This window comes from Citrobacter sp. Cb080 (assembly GCF_030334745.1).
GTDB lineage: Bacteria > Pseudomonadota > Gammaproteobacteria > Enterobacterales > Enterobacteriaceae > Citrobacter > Citrobacter braakii.
The window spans coordinates 54,087-68,597 of sequence record NZ_JAOWDG010000054.1 but is presented as its reverse complement, the minus strand read 5'-3'; the positions used below and the strand labels follow the sequence as shown (position 1 = coordinate 68,597).

The window sequence follows — 14,511 nt, the reverse complement described above, 5'->3', positions numbered from 1 at the left end:
GGGATTCACAGATTGTGTTTCTGCTTTCTCCGGCTTTTTTATTTTCGTTGATATCTGAGGCAACAAAAAAACAGGAGAGCAGAATCATGTCTACGATGAATACGTTGATTTGCCAGGAACCTAAAAAATTAGTCTGGAAAGAGCGTGAAATACCTATTCCGGGTGAGGGTGAAGCATTAATAAAAATTAAATCAGTCGGGATTTGCGGTACCGATATTCATGCCTGGGGTGGCAATCAGCCATTTTTCAGCTATCCACGTGTACTGGGGCATGAAATATGTGGGGAAATTGTCGGGCTGGGCAAAAATATACAGAATCTGAAAAATGGTCAGCAGGTGGCGGTTATTCCTTACGTGGCCTGCCAGCAGTGTCCGGCCTGTCTGAGCGGGCGCACTAACTGCTGCGAGAAGATTTCGGTGATTGGCGTGCATCAGGATGGCGGCTTCAGCGAATACCTGTCCGTACCGGTCACCAACCTGTTGGATGCGCAGGGAATTGATCCGCAGGCGGCGGCGCTGATTGAGCCTTATGCCATTAGCGCGCATGCGGTACGCCGGGCGGCGGTGGCTCCGGGTGAGCAGGTGCTGGTGGTTGGTGCCGGTCCGATTGGTCTGGGCGCGGCGGCGATTGCCAAAGCCGATGGCGCACAGGTGGTGGTCGCCGATACCAGTCCGGCTCGCCGGGAGCATGTGGTTTCCCGGTTGGGGCTCCCGGTTATCGATCCGTCTGCTGAAGATTTTGATGCGCAACTGCGTGACCAGTTTGGCGGTTCGCTGGCGCAAAAGGTCATTGATGCCACGGGCAATCAGCATGCGATGAACAACACGGTGAATTTGATTCGCCATGGCGGCAGCATTGTTTTCGTTGGGCTATTCAAAGGCGATTTGCAGTTCTCCGATCCTGAGTTCCACAAGAAAGAGACCACCATGATGGGCAGTCGCAACGCCACACCGGAAGATTTCGCCAAAGTGGGCCGCCTGATGTCGGAAGGCAAACTGACCGCCGACATGATGCTCACGCACCGTTACGCGTTTGCCACACTGGCAGAAATCTACGAACGGGATGTGATTAACAACCGTGGGCTGATTAAAGGCGTGATCACGTTCTGAGAGGGGAAATGCGATGAAGACATTGAATCGACGTGATTTTCCGGGGGCAAGCTACCCAACGCGCGTGCTCCAGTTTGGTGAAGGGAATTTCCTGCGAGCGTTTATCGACTGGCAACTGGATATCCTCAACGAGCAAACCTTTCTGAACGCTGGCGTGACTATCGTTCGCCCGATCAATACCGATTTTCCACCGTCGCTGAATACCCAGGACGGGCTGTATACCACGCTTATTCGCGGTCTAAACGCGCAGGGCGAAGCGGTGAGCGAGGCGCGGCTTATCCGTTCGGTGAATAACGAAATCAATCCGTATCAGGACTTCGCGGCGTATCTGGTGCTTGCCCACAATGCGGATATTCGCTTTGTGTTTTCGAATACCACCGAAGCCGGAATTAGCTATCACGCGGCAGACCGGGTCGATGATGCACCGCCGGTAAGCTTTCCGGCTAAACTGACGCGTCTGCTGCTGGAACGTTTTAATCATTTTGAGGGCGCGGTGGATAAGGGGTGGGTCATTATCCCGTGCGAGCTTATCGACTATAACGGTGAGGCGCTCAAAACGCTGGTACTGCAGTATGCGCAGGACTGGCAGCTTCCCCCGGCGTTTGCCGACTGGGTGGCGACGGCAAACACCTTCTGTTCCACGCTGGTCGACCGCATTGTCACCGGCTACCCGCGAGAAGAAGCCGCCGCGCTGGAAGCTACGCTTGGCTATCACGATGCGTTTCTCGATACCGCGGAGCATTTTTACCTGTTTGTGATTCAGGGGCCGCAATGGCTGGCCGAGGAGCTGAAGCTGGCGCAGTGCCCGCTGAACATTCGGGTAGTGAGCGATATTAAACCGTACAAAGAGCGTAAGGTCGCCATTCTCAATGGCGCGCATACGGCGTTGGTGCCGGTGGCCTGGCTGTGTGGCCTGGAGACCGTCGGCGAAGCGATGCAGGATGCCGATGTCCGTCACTTTATCGAGCGGGCGATTAGCGAGGAAATTATACCGGTATTGGATCTCCCGGCGGATGAACTGCGTGAATTTGCCGACGCGGTGAGCGGGCGTTTTCAAAACCCCTACATTCGTCACCAGTTGCTTTCCATTGCGCTTAACGGGATGACCAAATTCCGTACCCGAATTTTGCCGCAACTGCTGGCGGGCCAGCAAAATGGGCGCTGGCCCGTGCGGTTAACGTTCGCCCTCGCGGCGCTGCTGGCGTTTTATCGCGCAGAGCGGGAGGGAGAACGCTATCCGATACAGGATGATGAGCAGTGGGTTAGCCTGTATGCCAGTCTGTGGCCGCGAGTTGGCAAAGATTTAACGCTGCGTGAACTGGTGGATACTGTGCTCGGCGATGCGGCGCACTGGGGTGAAGATTTGACGTTGCTGCCCGGGCTTGCCGGGCAGGTGACGGCAAACCTGGAAATGATTCTGGTGCAGGGTATGCGCCAGGCAGTGAAAAGTCTGGAATAAGGTTGCCATGCAGCGCCCGGTGTGGTGTTGGGCGCTGTTTTTTTTCAGACAATAAATGCGGCTAGCTGTAAGGCTGATAAGCGAAGCGCCATCAGCCATTTCATGTTATGAGCCCTGAGCGACCACTTTGATTTCAACCATCCCGATCCCCAGCTTACGCGGCGAGTGGCCGAGAATATTGCCCTCGTTGGTGGCGACCGGATCGGGCGGGACAATCACCAGCGTATCGGCATCCGCCGGGTTATCAAAATGCAAGGTAGTGGTAGTGACATCATGGCCTAACACCAGCGTCTGTTCCTCGTGGCCAACGCGCACGGGAATAGGACGATTGGCGTTGTCGCCAAAGGCTTTCGCGGTGATGACCAGATCGAATTTCTTCGGCAGCGGGGCCTTGTACTCGATGGTCACCTCTTTGCTGAGCTGCGCATTGGACCAGCGTCCCCAGGATTCGGGGCGTGATATGCCGCTAAACTGTTTAACCTCTTCCGGCGCGCCCGCCACGTTGAAGACGAAGCTGTCGGCTTTGTAGCGAATGTCGTTATCGACAATTTTCAGCGTATCAACGTTACCTTTGTAGCGCTCCATGTCGATCACCGTGTCTTTAAACACGGTTTTACTTTTCCATTTGGCTTTGTCGACGTGCTGCACGATTTGCTGTCCGCCTAACTGGCCTTGCGATACGCACCAGTCGGTGGAGAGCGCCAACTCCGGGGCCCATAGCTGCGCCATTTTGTAGCAGCGATCAACCCAGACAAAGTTATCTCGCGGCGCGAAATCTGCCAGTTGGAAGCGCAGCGGGGCCGAGTATTCGCTTTCCGGCAGCGGCTCGACGCGTTTGTCCGATACGCGCAGCAACAACGGCAGGCGGAAATGGCTGCCGGAGAAAGAGATCATGTTTTTGTCCTGGTCGACGGTGAACTCTTTCATCTCTTTCGGGAAATTCCACAGGCGGATGATATCGGGCTTCCACGCCAGCATTTTTTCTTTGATGTTCAGGAACACTTCAGACACGGATTCGCTCGACAAACTGCTGCGGCCAAGACCGATAAAGTTATCGCCACCGAGAATATCCAGTACCGTTGCCCCGTTATCCATCGTGTTACGCTTCACCGCCAGCGTGTCCTGCTGTGGCTGGTCGCCGCGCAGCACGAAGAACAGGTTGTTGCGATCCTGCTTGTTCAGATACTTCCATGCGGTGTTGTTCATCGCCAGATGATCGGAAGAAACCACGATAACGGTATCTTTGAACCACGGTGAGGCTTTAATCTTATTGATAAATTCGGCAATGTTTTCCTGGCTGCAGCTGACCGCGCTGAAGGATTGGTTGGCCTTCCCGTCAATGTCATAACGTTTACGGTTGCAGCTACGTGAGATAAATCCATCTGGATGATGGGTATCCACGGTCAGCGTAAACAGTGAAAAGCGCTGGCCTGAACGCGAAAGCTCTTCGAATTTTTTCCACGCTTCATCCAGCACGGTATCGTCGTAGAAGCCCCAGTCGTTGCGATAGGCCGGGTCCGCAACCACGCTTTTTAACTCTTCCGCACCGTAGAGATGATCAAAACCGTGAGATTTCAGGAACACGTCTTTGCCGGCAAAGCGCAGGTTGGCTCCCTGCACAAAGTAGTTTTGATAGCCGGAGTTTTTCAGGATATCGCCCAGACAGATATTGTTGGGGAAGAAGCTGGAGACCGACGCCGAGGCGTTGCCTTCAAACGGCGCAAACAGCGGAATACCGCACTGGGAGGCGACCATGCCAGCGATGGTGTAATCGGTACCCGGCAGTTGCATGGTATTGCTGAAATCCAGACCTTCGTTTTTCAACGCACCGAGTTCCGGGGTCAGATCCGGGAACGCGTCGTTGTTAAAATAGGTGCGCTCGAGGCTTTCGCCATAGATATAAACCAGGTTCAGCTTCGGGTTGGGAATCGTTTTTGACGGCTCTTTATAATAGGTTGGGAAATCCGGATCGCCATCGCGCGACTGCGACTTTACCAGTTCGGTTATCTGGTGAAACGCCGGGCTGGCATCTACGGAGGCCAGCGCCAGCAGCAGGGCCAGCAGACTGTAACCCACATGATGCGGATGATGGCGACGGCGGCGCAGAATCCAGCCGAGAGCGACAAAAACGGTCGTCAGGACCAGCGCAATCCCGACACCAGGTAAGATATATTTTCCAATTCCCGCGCCGGTCAGGCTGTTGGTCAGCGTGTACAGAACCGCGTCATTGATACCGTCGCCGGTGAAATAGTCACTGGCATACAGCGTGATATTCAAGACAATAAAAATCCCCAGCACCGTTAACGTGGCAGCAAACCACCAGGTATTGCGACCCGCTTTCCAGGCGTAAATCAGCACTGAAGCGAGAAACAGAGTGATGGAGATGAGTTCTGACAACGATCGATCCTCAGTAAACCGGGCAAACGCCTGGCAGGCTAATGATTTGGGGAAAGCACAATGTAATAGCGATGTTGCATTGCTGCAATTGTAGTGACATTAAATTACGTTGTTATTCAGAATTGGTTTAGATATGCGTGTTTTTTGCGGGGATTTACTGATTATTTGACGTGTGAATTTTATGGGGAGCAGGTTGATGCCGCGCAGGATATACGCGGCATGTCGTGCGTCAGGAAATGAAGTTCATACCCTGTTTTAACACCAGATCGCAGGCCTTGGTTTTTACCTGCTTCGCCAGCGAGCTGTTGCCAATTGTGTTCAGGTCCAGTTGTTGACCATCTTTGGCGTTGAGCAGCCCCTGAATGCCGTCCATATAGTTGGTGTCTTGTTTCTGCTCCGGAGCACTGAGGCCCAGTTTATCCAGCACCTGGTTTTTGACGTTTTGCGTGTCGGTGACCGAGGCCAGTTTCTGTTTCGCGCAATATTCCAGGATCCCGGCGGCGTTATTCATGCTGCTGGAGGTCAGCGACTGATTGCTGCCATTCAGTAGACTGGTCAGGGAAGAGAGTGACGAGCCGCCCTGCGAGCCGGAGCTTTGTTTGCTCAGTTCGCTGGCCGCGCTGGAGAGCGAATCCTGCCAGGAGGCGGCGAAAACGCTGGTCGAGATGAGCGTGCTGGCGGCAAGCGCACCGCACAGCAGACGTTTGGTTGTTTTCATCATTATATGCAACTCGTGTTATGCCTTTTCAGCGCAGTATAGCGCCGGCAGTCTTAGGAGTGGTCCTAATACGTTAATACTCTTTACCGGTTACCCGATTACGGTAGCTTTCCCAGTTAAAAATCACCCACAGGCTGTTGCCAAGGCGCATACGGTCCATTACCCGCTCGCCCAGCAGTTTGTTCATTTCATCCATATTGCTGTTGGTCAACATACCGGTCGGGCGTTTTGAAGACGAGCGGCGATCGACGATCTGGTTGATGATCACCTTTTCATAGCGGGATTCGGTCTGCACGCCGATTTCGTCGATCACCAGCAAATCGACATTACTGAGATCGTTGAGTAGCTGTTCTTCGCTGGTTTCACGGTTGCTGAAGGTATCTTTCATGGCTGACATAATGTCCGCAACGGTGATAATCAGCACCGATTTGCCGCGCAGCAGCAGTTCGTTGCAGATAGCGGCGGCCAGATGGTTTTTGCCGGTGCCGGGCTTGCCAGAGAAAATAAAGCTGGCGATGTTGCCGTCAAACTCTTCAACGTACTGGCGAGCTTTGCTCAGGGCGTTCATCTGACCTTCGCATTCCACCCGATAGTTATCGAACGAACAGTTCTGATGCAGTGGACGAATACCGGAACGGTTGAATGTGCGCTGCATTTTCATAGCCCGGTTTTCACGGGCCAGCGCTGCGGCGCGAATTTCACCTTGCTCTTTTTGCCATGCCAGCAGCTCCTCGCCCGTTTTAAAGGCTGGCTCGACATTAGCCGGCATCATTTTTTGCAGACGTTTCATCAGGTCGCCAACGTTTTTCATCGTTATCCTCTAAAACCCGGTGGAATATGGTTGTCAGGCTCGCTGACACTGTTCACATCGCGCTTCGGCATTCCGCCATTGCTGGCCCGGCCAATCTGGATGCTGCGTGCCAGTTTTTGCTGCCACTGAATATGGTGAAAGACTTTGCCTTCGGCCTGCCAGTAGGCGACAAATGAGGCCAGTTCCTCGGCGGTGACCGGTTCTCTTAACGCCACGCCCCACAGGGCGGCCTGGCGCTGAAAGTCGGCATCGGGCTGCCAGTCAGCGTACATCGCAAATTTCCCCATTGGCACGACAACAGGAGCGGTTTGCGGCTCTTCATAAAATTGTGCATCCAGCGTCACATCGCTTCCCGGGCGTGACAGCTTCTCTTCAAGCGCCAACAACTCGGCCAGTCGTGCAGGCGTCACCGCGTAAAATGCTGGCGCGTTGTTGGCGAATACGGCTACGGCACCGCCCGCAGACCTGGCCAGCACCGTATGGTGATCGTGTAGTAAGGCGTCAATGCTAGTGACGTCCGGCGTCAAAATTTTGCTGGGCATAATGTTTCTCAATACTGAACAACAACCGAGAAGGGGACTGCTTTTATAGTAACACAGAGAAGAAGGAGAGCAGCAGATGAGGGGGCGATTCCCCTCTCTGCGAGGAGCTAACAAAGCGTGCCGCTAAACACGCGGGCGTTTGCGATACAGCCATAATCCCGGTACGGATAGCCCGATAGAGAGCGCTCCGACAATCGATGAGGCTTTCAGGAAATTGGTCAACAGCGTGATCATCAGCGCTTCGCTGTAGCCAAAATGGCCGATTTTTACCGCCGAGATCATGGCGGTATAGGCCGAGATCCCAGGGAACATGGGGATTACTGCCGCAACGGTGAAGACTTTCGGGTGCGCCAGATACCAGCGTGACCACTGGATCCCAATGCAGCCCACCAGTAGCGACGCCATAAAAGTTGACCATTCGATATTAAATCCAGCGCTCATCATCACCATTCGTGAACCGTGGCCGAGTGCGCCGAGTAACGCGCACCAGGGGAGCGCCCGATGTGGTACGTTAAATACCATGGCAAAACCAAGCGCCGGAATCGCCGACAGGATCATGTCCTGCATTAGCGCCAAAATGAAATCGATCACGCCCATCCGCGCAGCCCCCATAAGGTCATCGACATGACTACGCCAATGCAGGTCGCCAGCGTCAGCAGACTGGCAATAGCCCAGCGAGCGAGCCCAGTATTAATGTGTCCCTTAAACATATCCGCGACGGAGTTGATCAACGGAAAACCCGGAACCAACAGCAGCACGCTGGCGGCCATGGCGATGGTTGGAGTGTGGTTAAACGTCGGCAACGTCAGCAGCAGACCAGAAATCGAGGTTGCCACAAACGCAGTAATGCAGAAGTTGATTTGCGGGTGCAAATGCCGGGACGCCAGAATCTGGCGAATATACATTGCCACCATACTGGCGAAAAAGGTGATCACCGCGCCATCCCATCCGCCATTATTGAGTTTACAAAAGCAGGCGCAGGACAAGCCGACCATAAAGGCGACCAACCATCTTGGATAGCGCAGCGGTTTAATCTGGCTAAAGCGTTTCTCAACGCCTTTAACATCCAGCAGTTTGTGTTCCGCCAGAATAACGATGTGCTGCACCTCCGTCACGACGTGCATGTTAATTCCGCGATCCTGATTTTTTCGCGTTGAAGTCAGGCACTGCCCGTCTTTAATGGTGGTCAGGACGATGGCGTTAGAGGAGATAGCGCTTTCTACGCTATCCATGCCAAGCGCCAGCCCGAGGCGGGTGGATAGCTCGTCAACCAGCGCACTTTCTGCCCCATGCTGAAGTAAAAAAAGACCGCATTGAATACATAACCGTGTAACCGTTCGCTGTGACGACTGCTCTGTTTGCATGACTCGCTCTGACTGAAAAGGATCTCTTTGCGTGGCGGATGTCTTCTTTTTATCATGAAGCATGATCCTGTTGGCTCTGGCTAAGATCAATCTTTGCGTCGAAAAAAGATGCAGATCGTACGTCTGATGCGTTTGCACACCTCACTTGCTTATCAATAAAGACAGCGCTTATGAAAATGTAATGTTATTTATCAGGATGGAAAATACGTAAGCAACGCTAACGATCTATTGTAGTTCTTTTAATTGTACAAAGAGTGTATTCATGAGTAATTATTGGCATGATGGTTCAATAGTTTGATGCTACTGGGATTGTAGCGGTATAACTTTGTTTATAAATAAAAGCCAAGGATAAACAATTCACCTCGTCTATTGTTTAGGGTTTCCTGTTAATTAATACTTTTAATTTATCAGGGGATTTTTAATAAGTGCGAATACGGACTGGTGAGTGTGGAGGAGATATGTTGCCAGGACGCTGCAAAAACGCAATTATTATTAGTAAATTACCGATCGTACAAACCGGACTTAAAGGTGTAATGCAGGGGCAGTTCGCTGATTATGAACTTACCTACTGCCGCTCCGTCGAAGAATTGACGTTGCTGCAGCTGCGTTGTGCCGATTTGGTGATTGCTGATTTATCCGGAGACTGTAATCATCCACGTTCAGTCTGCGAACAGTATTATTCTTTATTATCTCAATACCGCGATATTCACTGGGTATTTCTCGTTTCTCGTGTTTTTTATCCGCTGGCCATTGAATTGCTGATGTGTCCTGTCAGTTCGCTGTTATCTGATGCCGAGACGATTGAAAGTTTGGTGAATGTTATTCACGCAGGAAATAGCCGTGCCGAGAGAATTAGCAAGTCGCTGCTCTCTCCGCCCGTGATGCCAGAATTAGCAGACCATAGCGCCCGCTCAATTGTACTTACCCTCTCGGAGAGGAAAGTGCTGAGACTCCTGGGAAAAGGTTGGGGAATTAATCAGATTGCGACATTGCTGAAGAAAAGCAATAAAACGATCAGCGCCCAAAAGAACAGCGCTATGCGTCGCTTGTCGATACATAGCAATGCAGAAATGTACGCCTGGATAAACAGTTCTCAAGGATCGCGAGAATTGAATTTACCTTCAGTTTATGGAGAAACCACGGAATGGAAAGCCGAAGCATCAAAAGAAACGTTGCGCTGGTAGAGAAGTGCGCGATGAGTAGCGTCGGTATTAAGAGCCTGTTTAATACCATGCCGGATAATCAATACGAACTTCATATCTTTTCGAGCCAGCCTGCATTTAGTCAGGTGATGTTAAAAACGTCGTTTTCGGCGGTTATTTTCTCCCTCTCTGCAATCAGAACCGATCGCAGGGCCGGGTTAGCTTATCTGACGGAACTGGCGGTAAATTTTCCGCGTATTCGCCGGGTGGTTATTGCTGATGATGACGCTGAAGCGCGATTAATCGGCTCTTTGTCACCGTTGCCGTTAGATGGCGTTGTGAGCAAATCTTCTTCATTAACGGTACTGCAGGACGCGTTATTTACGGTATTGAACGGCCCCAACCGGGGAACCGAAGGTTTTAAAAACCATTGGTATATCAATCAAAGCCGTATGCTCAGTCCAACAGAACGAGAAATACTGCGCTTTATGTCGAATGGCTATTCAATGCCGCAGATAGCTGCTCAGTTAGAGCGGAATATTAAAACCATTCGGGCACATAAATTTAATGTGATGTCCAAGCTGGGCGTGAGCTCAGATGCCGGACTGCTGGATGCTGCAGATATCCTGCTGTACCTGCGTGCAGGTGAACCTGCACCTTTTCTACAGGCGGCTTCTTAGCGAGTAATGTTAGATCGTTTCGTGCCGGGTTTCGTTATCGGCGCGGAACGTGAATCATCCCTGACACACATCCACCCAGGTGGCGGAAGTCAGCTCAGCCATCCTTTCTGGCGTGATACGAACGGCGCTGTGGATGGCGCCTGCGGCGGGAAGCACTTCAGCGTAATGCTTCAACGAAACGTCGCAGTACACCGAAATCGGCGTTTCCAGTCCGAAAGGGCAAACACCGCCAACGGGATGGCCCGTCGCGTTAACCACTTCATCGCTACTCAACATCCGGGCTTTGGCACCGAAAGTGCTCTTTAGCTTTTTGTTATCCAGTCGGGCATCACCTTTGGCGACGACCAGAATAATGTCGTTCTTGACCTTCAGCGAAAGCGTTTTCGCGATCTGGCCAGGTTCGACGTTATGGGCTTTCGCTGCCAGATCGACGGTAGCTGTGCTCTGATCTAATTCGATAATCTCAATATCTGGTGCATATTGCGCTAAAAATTGGCGTACAGATTGCAAACTCATTCTTCTCTCCAAATCGCCTACAGGCAGCTCCATCCAGCAGAAAACCGCATGGCGTAATTTGTCATAGGGGCAAGCTCGCTGTAAATATTTTAATGTAACAACATGGCAACATTGGCAGTTTTTCGATCGTCTTCACAATCAAAGAAACCGGTTACAGTAACCGGTTGCAGAATGCTCAAATGGCGATTAATACTGAAGTTGTCACTTCCTCTGTATTACATAACAAGAGCCATCTATGAAACTGAACTCAAAATGCAGTAGCGCTGGCGTTCCTCCCGGCACGGTTGCGAAAAGTAGTAATGGGCTTTACGTGGTGGTGTTGATACCAGCACGGTTGCAGGTTTTTGCACAACGGGAGAACGGCTATGTCTACTAATCATGCTGTGTTTAATGTGATTTTCCGCTTCGTTGAAAATTACGTCAGCCCTGTTGCCGGGCGCATCTCTTCACAACGTCATGTGATGGCTATCCGTGATGGGTTTATTTCGGCGATGCCCTTTATGATCGTAGGCTCGTTTCTGCTGGTTTTCGCCTATCCACCTTTTTCTCCGGATACCACTTGGGGGTTTGCACGTGCGTGGCTGGATATGGCGAAACAGTTTGAAGGCCAAATCCTCACACCGTTTGATATGACGATGGGGATCATGTCAGTCTACATATGTGCGGCTATCGCTTATAACCTGGGCAAGCACTATGTGAAGTCGCATCAGCTAGATCCCTTCATGTGCGCGATGCTATCGATCATGGCTTTTTTGCTGATTGCTGCACCGAAAACCAAAGGCACGATGCCGGTTGATAGCCTGGGCGGTACGGGGATTTTCACTGCCATCCTGGTGGCTATTTACTGCGTTGAAATGATGCGCTTCCTGAAGGCGCACAACATCGGCATTCGTTTACCCGATCAGGTGCCGCCGATGATCAAAAACTCCTTCGATCTGCTGATCCCTGTGCTGGTGGTGGTACTGACGCTGTACCCGCTGAGTCTGGTGATTCAGTCGCAGTTTGACATGCTGATCCCGCAGGCCATCATGGCCATCTTTAAACCACTGGTGTCTGCAGCGGATTCTCTGCCAGCGATACTGCTGGCGGTGCTGATCGGCCATCTGCTGTGGTTTGCGGGTATTCATGGCGCGGCAATTGTGTCGGGAATGCTGCAAATGTTCTGGCTCACCAATCTCGGGATGAACCAGTCGGCGCTGGCGCAGGGCGCGCTTTTACCGCATATCTTTATGGAAGCGTTCTGGACGTTTTTTATTGTGGTTGGAGGTTCCGGCGCGACGATGGGGCTGGTGATTTGCTATCTGCGTAGCCGCTCGGCCCATCTGCGATCGATCGGGCGTTTGAGCGTTGTCCCGAGCATTTTTAATATTAACGAACCGGTGATTTTCGGTACGCCGATTGTCATGAACCCAGTGTTCTTTATTCCCTTCCTGCTGGCCCCGATGGTGAACGCAGTGCTGGCCTGGGCGGCGATGAAGCTGGATTTAATTGGGCGGGTGATTTCAGTGGTTCCCTGGACGGCCCCGGCCCCGGTTGGCGCGGCATGGGCGTTAGGCTGGGATTATCGTGCGGCCATTCTGGTTGTCCTGCTGGCACTGGTGTCTGCCGTCATCTACTTCCCATTCTTTAAGGTTTACGAAAAACAGCTATTAGCGCAGGAAAAAGAAGAAGCACAGCGTATAGAAGAGGAAAATCAGCAGGTTGCATAACTGACGGGCGAGGGGCTACGGCTCCTCGCTTACTTCAGCGTGCAGTCACCGCATTGCTGGACATCGGGCAGGCGATAGCGCTGGCAGCAGGTTCTGCGCACTAACAGTCCCTCGCGCGGAACAACGGTACGCCACAGGGGGTTATCCTGACCGCAGGAGAGTTGCTTCTCAAAAAAACAGGTTTGGCGCAGTGTGGTCAGCAGTTCTTCACCTAATAACGGCTTCATTTCCGTTAAATACCAGTGAATTAAATATCCGGTGTTGCTCCAGATAAGCTTCGCATTGATCTCGCCTGTCGCTTCCAGCGCCTGCATAACCGGCGTCAGCGCCGAGAGAATCAGCGTTTCCATGCGTTGCTGAGGAGACTGGGCCGTGACCTGGTGCTCCTGATGCACGTCGATCCAGAAGCAGGCAGCACGGCCTGTTTCGTGGAATTCTACGTGCATGTGTTCAGGAGAGACGTCGATGGCCTCTTTTTGCGTCAGCAGGGCCACCATGAGCGGAGGCATCATCAGGCCGATATACCACTGCGCCCAGAGAGAAATCAGCGGCTTATTTTCGCGTGGCAGCGTGGGCTGATTGCGATAAATATGGTCTGAATAGACAGCCAGCAATGAACTTAGCGTCGTTGATTGCGTCCATTCATGTAGCGTCATCGCACCTGGCACGGGCGTTTCGTCAAGACGAATGAAGTCCAGCAGGTGCTCACGGGTGTTGGCTATCGTTGCGCGTACGGCAGCAGCCAGCGAGGGCATCTTTGCAGGCAGAGGGCTACGCCAGATGACATCTTCAACGATCGGTGCGGAACGATAAGCCATGTCGATATAAGGATGTTAATCTTAATGATAATGATTGCTAATCCTATAATTGACATTGAGCGATGGCAAGATCTTTGTCGCCATCCCGGGAGACACCGCACAGATAGCTCAGGCAGAAGGGCAGTTTACCCGCAGGTCATCGCTAACCAGCGTACTGTTGCGCCCAAGGCTCTTGGCCTCATAAAGGGCTTTATCCGCTCGGGCAACAGCGGCATCAATATCCTGCTCGACCAGAGGCGCAATACCAATACTCACGGTTACGTTGGTTGCCACGCTCTCGTTAAACATGTGAGGAATTTTAAGGTCGTACACCTTCTGGCGAATACGTTCGGCGGCAGCCTGGGCCTGCTGGGGATCGACCGCGGTCAGCAAAACCATAAACTCTTCCCCACCAAAGCGCGCCACCACGTCCCGGGAGCGCACGGAGTCACGAATTGCGGCAGAGACGCGGATCAGCGCCTGATCTCCCATCATATGACCGTAGTGATCGTTATAGGCTTTGAAATGGTCGATATCCAGTAGCAAGACGTAGTGCTTCGCGTTGCTCAAGGCCAACAGCGTATCGAGTCGGTGTTGCAGCCCCCGACGATTGTACAAACCGGTTAGCGGGTCGAGCATGCTGAGCCCGTTCAGGGTTTCCCGTTCTTCCAGCAGTTTATACATCAGCTGCTGGGCGAAGCCATCGTAGCGCTTTTGTATCACATGCTGGATGGCGATCCCGGCCATGGGCAGCGCCATAAAATAGATAATTCGCAAACCATGCTCGCTGCCATTCAGCCACAAACAGATGGCGACGGAAGGCAATGAGTGAAGCGTAAACGCGATGATATTATTGGCAAAAGCGATAGAACCAATAAACAGCACGCTGAGAAGCGCGATTAATAGAAAATAATAATCATTATGACCCAGAGCGTTATATTTCAGGAAAATATGTAATGCCCATAGCAAACCAAAAACGATTGAAATAAAAGGAAGATTAATTCTTTTATCCACATATTTCCTATGCCATGCCAGCAACAATGTACTCATCACGAGAATCAGCAATGCCGGTACTGACAACGCTTTGACGGCAAACAGGGGAAAAAAAAGCGTAAACAACGCGGAGACTGCGTTGAGTAGCAGAAACAATCGTAAAGAGAGTTGGTATTTTTTGGTGCGCAGAGCTCGCCAGGATTGTACTGTCATAGGTAAATATTGTTAGTTATCTGCAATGTACGAAGGTGTGTTGGTAAATAAAACAAATAAC

At 52.0% G+C, this 14,511-nt stretch carries 14 protein-coding genes; 5 read left to right on the top strand and 9 right to left on the bottom strand.

What is annotated here, in order from left to right; genetic code table 11:
• Window positions 1-86: 86 nt before the first annotated feature.
• Both OGV38_RS09590 and OGV38_RS09585 read left to right on the top strand, forming a co-directional pair.
• A complete protein-coding gene (locus tag OGV38_RS09590) occupies window positions 87-1,109 on the top strand; it encodes a zinc-binding alcohol dehydrogenase family protein (RefSeq protein WP_269518467.1) in 1,023 nt (340 codons plus the stop codon).
• 13 nt (window positions 1,110-1,122) lie between these two features.
• Window positions 1,123-2,568 (top strand): tagaturonate reductase, encoded by a 1,446-nt coding sequence (locus tag OGV38_RS09585; RefSeq protein WP_269518469.1) that lies wholly within the window; start codon window positions 1,123-1,125, stop codon window positions 2,566-2,568.
• Window positions 2,569-2,673: 105 nt separating this feature from the next.
• Here OGV38_RS09585 and opgB read toward each other — a convergent pair whose 3' ends face one another.
• From opgB to OGV38_RS09555, 6 genes are all read right to left on the bottom strand, one after another.
• Window positions 2,674-4,965: a phosphatidylglycerol--membrane-oligosaccharide glycerophosphotransferase gene (gene opgB / locus OGV38_RS09580; protein ID WP_103928885.1), complete on the bottom strand. Its 2,292-nt coding sequence runs from the start codon at window positions 4,963-4,965 to the stop codon at window positions 2,674-2,676.
• Between the two features lie 229 nt (window positions 4,966-5,194).
• Window positions 5,195-5,686 (bottom strand): YjjA family protein, encoded by a 492-nt coding sequence (locus OGV38_RS09575; RefSeq protein ID WP_137352594.1) that lies wholly within the window; start codon window positions 5,684-5,686, stop codon window positions 5,195-5,197.
• 70 nt (window positions 5,687-5,756) lie between these two features.
• A complete protein-coding gene (dnaC, locus tag OGV38_RS09570; RefSeq protein WP_286473230.1) occupies window positions 5,757-6,494 on the bottom strand; it encodes a replicative helicase loader DnaC in 738 nt (245 codons plus the stop codon).
• Window positions 6,495-6,496: 2 nt separating this feature from the next.
• Entirely contained in the window at window positions 6,497-7,036 is a 540-nt protein-coding gene (gene dnaT / locus OGV38_RS09565; RefSeq protein ID WP_016151588.1) for a primosomal protein DnaT, read from the bottom strand.
• Between the two features lie 123 nt (window positions 7,037-7,159).
• Window positions 7,160-7,633 carry a threonine/serine exporter gene (locus tag OGV38_RS09560; RefSeq protein WP_016151589.1) on the bottom strand — a complete coding sequence of 158 codons (474 nt, stop codon included), beginning with the start codon at window positions 7,631-7,633 and terminating at the stop codon, window positions 7,160-7,162.
• Window positions 7,624-8,400: a threonine/serine exporter family protein gene (locus OGV38_RS09555; protein WP_016155624.1), complete on the bottom strand. Its 777-nt coding sequence runs from the start codon at window positions 8,398-8,400 to the stop codon at window positions 7,624-7,626. The genes OGV38_RS09560 and OGV38_RS09555 overlap by 10 nt, the downstream gene beginning before the upstream one ends.
• A gap of 458 nt (window positions 8,401-8,858) precedes the next feature.
• Here OGV38_RS09555 and OGV38_RS09550 point away from each other — a divergent pair, with 458 nt between their 5' ends.
• A complete protein-coding gene (locus OGV38_RS09550) occupies window positions 8,859-9,584 on the top strand; it encodes a helix-turn-helix transcriptional regulator (RefSeq protein WP_016151591.1) in 726 nt (241 codons plus the stop codon).
• Window positions 9,545-10,222: a DNA-binding transcriptional activator BglJ gene (bglJ, locus tag OGV38_RS09545; protein ID WP_181629261.1), complete on the top strand. Its 678-nt coding sequence runs from the start codon at window positions 9,545-9,547 to the stop codon at window positions 10,220-10,222. Before OGV38_RS09550 ends, bglJ begins: the two co-directional genes overlap by 40 nt.
• 54 nt (window positions 10,223-10,276) lie before the next feature.
• On the opposite strand, the gene OGV38_RS09540 is transcribed toward bglJ, so the two are convergent.
• Window positions 10,277-10,738: a YbaK/EbsC family protein gene (locus OGV38_RS09540; protein WP_016151593.1), complete on the bottom strand. Its 462-nt coding sequence runs from the start codon at window positions 10,736-10,738 to the stop codon at window positions 10,277-10,279.
• Window positions 10,739-11,103: 365 nt separating this feature from the next.
• On the opposite strand from OGV38_RS09540, the gene OGV38_RS09535 reads away from it, so the two are divergent.
• Window positions 11,104-12,447 carry a PTS sugar transporter subunit IIC gene (locus OGV38_RS09535; RefSeq protein ID WP_286473229.1) on the top strand — a complete coding sequence of 448 codons (1,344 nt, stop codon included), beginning with the start codon at window positions 11,104-11,106 and terminating at the stop codon, window positions 12,445-12,447.
• Window positions 12,448-12,476: 29 nt separating this feature from the next.
• On the opposite strand, the gene fhuF is transcribed toward OGV38_RS09535, so the two are convergent.
• Both fhuF and OGV38_RS09525 read right to left on the bottom strand, forming a co-directional pair.
• Window positions 12,477-13,265: a siderophore-iron reductase FhuF gene (fhuF, locus tag OGV38_RS09530; RefSeq protein WP_286473228.1), complete on the bottom strand. Its 789-nt coding sequence runs from the start codon at window positions 13,263-13,265 to the stop codon at window positions 12,477-12,479.
• A gap of 108 nt (window positions 13,266-13,373) precedes the next feature.
• Window positions 13,374-14,450, bottom strand: a complete 1,077-nt coding sequence (locus OGV38_RS09525; RefSeq protein ID WP_269518484.1) for a GGDEF domain-containing protein — start codon at window positions 14,448-14,450, stop codon at window positions 13,374-13,376.
• Window positions 14,451-14,511: the final 61 nt, after the last annotated feature.

What these genes read in the sequence shown, in the direction of transcription:
- OGV38_RS09590 (WP_269518467.1), top strand. Translation starts at nt 87, where the DNA reads ATGTCTACGATGAATACGTTGATTTGCCAGGAACCTAAAAAATTAGTC.
- OGV38_RS09585 (WP_269518469.1), top strand. Translation starts at nt 1,123, where the DNA reads ATGAAGACATTGAATCGACGTGATTTTCCGGGGGCAAGCTACCCAACG.
- OGV38_RS09575 (WP_137352594.1), bottom strand. Translation starts at nt 5,686, where the DNA reads ATGATGAAAACAACCAAACGTCTGCTGTGCGGTGCGCTTGCCGCCAGC.
- dnaC (WP_286473230.1), bottom strand. Translation starts at nt 6,494, where the DNA reads ATGAAAAACGTTGGCGACCTGATGAAACGTCTGCAAAAAATGATGCCG.
- dnaT (WP_016151588.1), bottom strand. Translation starts at nt 7,036, where the DNA reads ATGCCCAGCAAAATTTTGACGCCGGACGTCACTAGCATTGACGCCTTA.
- OGV38_RS09560 (WP_016151589.1), bottom strand. Translation starts at nt 7,633, where the DNA reads ATGGGCGTGATCGATTTCATTTTGGCGCTAATGCAGGACATGATCCTG.
- OGV38_RS09555 (WP_016155624.1), bottom strand. Translation starts at nt 8,400, where the DNA reads ATGCAAACAGAGCAGTCGTCACAGCGAACGGTTACACGGTTATGTATT.
- OGV38_RS09550 (WP_016151591.1), top strand. Translation starts at nt 8,859, where the DNA reads ATGTTGCCAGGACGCTGCAAAAACGCAATTATTATTAGTAAATTACCG.
- bglJ (WP_181629261.1), top strand. Translation starts at nt 9,545, where the DNA reads ATGGAAAGCCGAAGCATCAAAAGAAACGTTGCGCTGGTAGAGAAGTGC.
- OGV38_RS09540 (WP_016151593.1), bottom strand. Translation starts at nt 10,738, where the DNA reads ATGAGTTTGCAATCTGTACGCCAATTTTTAGCGCAATATGCACCAGAT.
- OGV38_RS09535 (WP_286473229.1), top strand. Translation starts at nt 11,104, where the DNA reads ATGTCTACTAATCATGCTGTGTTTAATGTGATTTTCCGCTTCGTTGAA.
- fhuF (WP_286473228.1), bottom strand. Translation starts at nt 13,265, where the DNA reads ATGGCTTATCGTTCCGCACCGATCGTTGAAGATGTCATCTGGCGTAGC.
- OGV38_RS09525 (WP_269518484.1), bottom strand. Translation starts at nt 14,450, where the DNA reads ATGACAGTACAATCCTGGCGAGCTCTGCGCACCAAAAAATACCAACTC.